We start from the raw sequence: 4,574 nt of genomic DNA, 5'->3' as shown, positions 1-4,574 counted from the left end.
AGCACCGGCTGGTTCGGGTTCGGCGCGCGCTGAGCGCTCGCCGGCAGGCACCGTGCGCGACGATCGCCGTCGCGCCGCTGCCCGATTGTCCGATTGCCCCGGCGATCGGAACCCATAAAAAAACCCCGGCTTTGCCGGGGTTTTTCATTTGACGCGAACGACGCTTACGCGACGCGTGCCGTCGGCTCGACGCCGGCCGCTTCGGCCAGGGCGAGCGCCTTGTCGGTCGCTTCCCACGAGAATTCCGGCTCTTCGCGGCCGAAGTGGCCGTAAGCAGCGGTCTTCTCGTAGATCGGGCGCAGCAGGTCGAGCATCTTGATGATGCCCTTCGGACGCAGGTCGAAATGCTCGCGCACGAGCTTCGTGATCACCGCATCCGACACGCGGCCCGTGCCGAACGTGTTGACCATCACCGAGGTCGGCTCGGCGACGCCGATCGCGTACGACACCTGGATCAGCGCGCGCGACGCGAGGCCGGCGGCGACGATGTTCTTCGCGACGTAGCGGCCTGCGTACGCAGCCGAACGGTCGACCTTCGACGGATCCTTGCCCGAGAACGCGCCGCCGCCGTGCGGTGCGGCACCGCCGTAGGTATCGACGATGATCTTGCGGCCGGTCAGGCCGCAGTCGCCCTGCGGACCGCCGATCACGAACCGGCCGGTCGGGTTCACCAGGAACTTGATGTCGCCCTTGATCAGGTCGGCCGGCAGCGTCGGCTTGATGATTTCCTCGATCACGGCTTCGCGCAGCGCGGGCAGCTCGATGTCCGGTGCGTGCTGCGTCGACAGCACGACGGTGTCGATCGAATGCGGCTTGCCGTCGACGTAGCGGATCGTGACCTGCGACTTCGCGTCCGGGCGCAGCCATTGCAGGCGGCCGTCGCGGCGCAGGCTGGCCTGGCGCTCGACGAGGCGGTGCGACAGGTGGATCGGCAGCGGCATCAGTTCCGGCGTTTCATCGCATGCGTAACCGAACATCAGACCCTGGTCGCCCGCGCCCTGATCGAGGTTGTCGTCGTGTGCACGATCGACGCCCTGGGCGATGTCCGGCGACTGCTTGTCGTACGCGACGAGCACCGCGCAACCCTTGTAGTCGATGCCGTAGTCGGTGTTGTCGTAGCCGATGCGCTTGATCGTGTCGCGCGCGATCTGGATGTAGTCGATGTTGGCCGTCGTGGTAATTTCACCGGCCAGAACGACGAGACCCGTGTTGCACAGCGTTTCCGCCGCGACGCGGGAATATTTGTCCTGCTCGAGGATGGCGTCGAGGATCGCGTCCGAGATTTGGTCCGCGACCTTGTCCGGATGGCCTTCAGAGACGGATTCGGACGTGAAGAGATAATCGTTTGCCACTTTTTCAGGCTCCTGTGTGGTTACGGTTGGTTTCACGTAGCCAGCTTCGTTGGGCCTGAAGCGGCGACGCTTTAGCGGATTACCAGGACCGGGCAGCGCGTGTAACGCTAACCGGCTTCGCCCCGCAAGTTGTCAGTTAACTCGGCGAAGCCCGTATTATAGCGGCTTTCCTGAATTGTCACAGAGCGCCGCCCGTGCTGCATCTTCCGCTGTTTCACCACCCTGTTTGCAAAGCGCCGGCCAGCCGGTCCCACGGAGGTTTCACATGCTAGGTCGTCTAGGCACGTACCTCGCCATTGGCTTGCTGAAACTGCTCGCCCGGTTGCCGTACGGCCTGACCGCACGGTTCGGCGATGGTCTCGGCTGGCTGCTCTACAAGATCCCCAGCCGGCGAAAGCGCATCGTACACACCAATCTGAAACTCTGCTTCCCTGATTGGAGCGACGAACGCCGCGAGGAAGTGGCCGGCCTGCATTTCCGTCACGCGATCCGCAGCTACGTCGAGCGCAGCTACCAGTGGTTCGCGTCGGAACAGGCCTACCGCAAGCTGTTTACGGTCGAGAGCGAGGTCGACCTCAGCGATCCGGACATGCCGCCGACCCTCTTGCTCGGTTTCCATTTCGTCGGCATCGAAGCCGGCTCGATGGCGATCAATCTCGCCCTCGGCCGGACCTGCGGCTCGCTCTACACGCCGATGAAGAGCCCGGAAATCGAAGCCGCGGCCAAAGCCGGCCGCAGCCGCTTCGGCGCGGAGCTGGCGAGCCGGGCCGACAGCGCGCGTACCGTGCTGCGCTGGCTGCGCGACCGCAAACCCGTGATGCTGGGCGCCGACATGGACTACGGGCTGCGCAACTCGACGTTCGTGCCCTTCTTCGGCGTACCCGCTTGCACGCTGACCGCTGTCGGCCGATTCGCTCAGACCGGCCACGCGCAGGTCCTGCCCTTTATCGGCGAGGTGCTGCCGAACTACAAGGGCTACCGGCTGAAGGTCTTCAAGCCGTGGGCCAACTACCCGACCGGCGACGACGATCTCGACGCGCGGCGGATGAACGAATTCCTCGAGGAACAGATCCCGCTGATGCCCGAGCAATACTATTGGGTCCACAAGCGCTTCAAGACGCGCCCGGCCGGCGAACCGAGCCTGTACTGACCCTTCCTGACAGAACCCGTGGGCGCGCCTTCATGTGCGCGCCTGCGCTCTCTTCACCTTCGGCGCACCTTTCGCGCGCGCCACGAATCGAACCCGACCTGCTGCGCAAGCCATAGGTCGGCACGCCCGCCGTTGTCCTCGCCGAGCCACGCCTCGAGGCGCAGCGCCATTTCCGGCGAGATTCCGGCGCGGCCGCACAGGATCCGCGACAGGGCGGCACGCGTCACACCAAGCTGAGCGGCGGCCTCGGCGACGGTGAGGCCGAACGCCGGCAGCACGTCATCGCGCAGGGTTTCGCCCGGATGGGGCGGATTGAAGATGCGAGTCATCGCTTTCCTGATCAGGTCGTGAAGCCGTTTTCGTGTGGCAAAACTATGCAAATCCTTCGGTTGCCTAGTCAATTTGACTCGTACGAAAGCGCTCGCTCGATTCCCCCCATGCCTTCGCCATCCTCGCCATCCCGCTCATGCCCCCGCCCGCGCAGGACGCCCCTGTCGGCTGCATGTATCATTTGCGGTTGAGATCAGCACGACGAACGAGGCCGCCCGGCATGGCGCGGCGTCGCGCGAGCCGCGCTGACCGCCTTGTTCGTCATGGAAATCCGGACCCAGTGAAACTCTCGTTCACCAAGATGCACGGCGCGGGCAACGACTTCGTCGTGCTCGACGGCTATTCGCGCGCATTGCCGCCGCTCACCGAAGCGCAGGTGCGTGCGCTCGCCAACCGCCACTTCGGCATCGGCGCCGACCAGCTGCTGCTCGTCGAAAAACCGACTGTCGACGGCGTGGATTTCAAGTACCGGATCTTCAATTGCGACGGCGGCGAAGTCGAACACTGCGGCAACGGCGCGCGCTGCTTCGTGAAATTCGTCAGCGACCGCGGCCTGACCGACAAGCGCAGCGTGCGCGTGCAGGTGATGAAGGGCCTGATCACGCTGACGATGCAGGACAACGGCGAAGTCGTCGTCGACATGGGTGCGCCCGTGTTCGTGCCGGCGCAGGTGCCGTTCGATGCAGCGGGCCTCGACGGCCGCACCGAGGGCCGCGACACGCTGTGGCCGCTCGACGTCGGTGGTGCGACGCGCTGGATCTCGACGGTGACGATGGGCAACCCGCACGCGGTGCAGGTCGTCGACGACACCGAGGCCTATCCGGTGCTCGAAGAAGGCCCGCTGATCGAGCACCACGCGCGCTTCCCGGAGCGCGTGAACGCCGGCTTCATGCAGGTCGTGTCGCGCAGCGAAGTGAAGCTGCGCGTGTACGAACGTGCGGCGGGCGAAACGCTCGCGTGCGGCACCGGCGCGTGCGCGGCGGTCGCGGCCGGCATCCGGCGCGGCCTGCTCGATTCGCCGGTGACCGTGCACACGCACGGCGGCACGCTGACGATCAGCTGGGACGGCGCGCGTGACGAAGCCGCCGCGCTGATGATGGCCGGGCCCGCCACGACCGTGTTCGAAGGCGAGATCGACCTGCCTGCCTGACCCTGCAACGTCCTTGATAACTGAACGCTCCAGCCACATGAACGATCGCGAAGTCGCCGACTACCTGCTCGCCAATCCCGAATTCTTCGCGCAGCACGCCGAACTGCTCGCGACGATCCGCCTCGCGAACCCGCACGGCAAGGCCGCGATCTCGCTGCAGGAGCGGCAGATGGAAATGCTGCGCGACAAGAACAAGCATCTCGAGCGCCGGCTCGCCGAACTCGTGCGCTACGGCCACGAGAACGACAGCCTGTCCGCGAAGTTCAGCCGCTGGACGGCACGCGTGATCGCGGAACGCGATCCGTACGCGCTGCCGCGCACGATCGCCGACGGCATCGCCGAAGTCTTCGACGTGCCGCAGACGGCACTGCGCGTGTGGGACGTCGCCGACACCTACTCGCAAGCCGACTTCGCGCGCCAGGTCGGCGAGGAAGTGCGCCTGTTCACGAACGGGCTGTCGACGCCGTACTGCGGCGCGAACACGGGCTTCGAGGCCGCGCAGTGGCTGGCGCCCGCGATCGCCGCGTCGGCCGCGAATGCGGCGGAAGGCGCGGAAACCAGCCAGGTGATCCGCGACGCGGCCCGTTCGCTA

Annotated in this window: 4 protein-coding genes and 1 pseudogene; 3 read left to right on the top strand and 2 right to left on the bottom strand. The window is 65.9% G+C overall.

Features of this window, described 5'->3' with window-relative positions; translation table 11 throughout:
• Window positions 1-164: 164 nt before the first annotated feature.
• The gene (gene metK, locus G3O06_RS46675) at window positions 165-1,352 is read right to left on the bottom strand and encodes a methionine adenosyltransferase (protein ID WP_122946502.1); all 1,188 of its coding nucleotides are present in this window, start codon (window positions 1,350-1,352) and stop codon (window positions 165-167) included.
• Window positions 1,353-1,617: 265 nt separating this feature from the next.
• Here metK and G3O06_RS46670 point away from each other — a divergent pair, with 265 nt between their 5' ends.
• Window positions 1,618-2,502 carry a lipid A biosynthesis lauroyl acyltransferase gene (locus G3O06_RS46670; RefSeq protein ID WP_174973568.1) on the top strand — a complete coding sequence of 295 codons (885 nt, stop codon included), beginning with the start codon at window positions 1,618-1,620 and terminating at the stop codon, window positions 2,500-2,502.
• A gap of 30 nt (window positions 2,503-2,532) precedes the next feature.
• On the opposite strand, the pseudogene G3O06_RS46665 reads toward G3O06_RS46670, so the two are convergent.
• Window positions 2,533-2,831 (bottom strand): annotated as a pseudogene (locus G3O06_RS46665) (HigA family addiction module antitoxin).
• Window positions 2,832-3,112: 281 nt separating this feature from the next.
• Here G3O06_RS46665 and dapF point away from each other — a divergent pair.
• On the top strand, window positions 3,113-3,982 hold the full coding sequence (gene dapF / locus G3O06_RS46660) for a diaminopimelate epimerase (RefSeq protein WP_174916616.1): 870 nt from the start codon (window positions 3,113-3,115) through the stop codon (window positions 3,980-3,982).
• Window positions 3,983-4,019: 37 nt separating this feature from the next.
• Window positions 4,020-4,574: DUF484 family protein (locus G3O06_RS46655; protein ID WP_241020598.1), on the top strand; the 555-nt coding region annotated here is incomplete at its 3' end.

It is taken from the genome of Burkholderia sp. Ac-20345, from assembly GCF_017104825.1.
Lineage (GTDB): Bacteria > Pseudomonadota > Gammaproteobacteria > Burkholderiales > Burkholderiaceae > Burkholderia > Burkholderia lata_B.
Note: the sequence above shows the minus strand (reverse complement) of the source record. Positions and strands in the feature narration are given on the sequence as shown.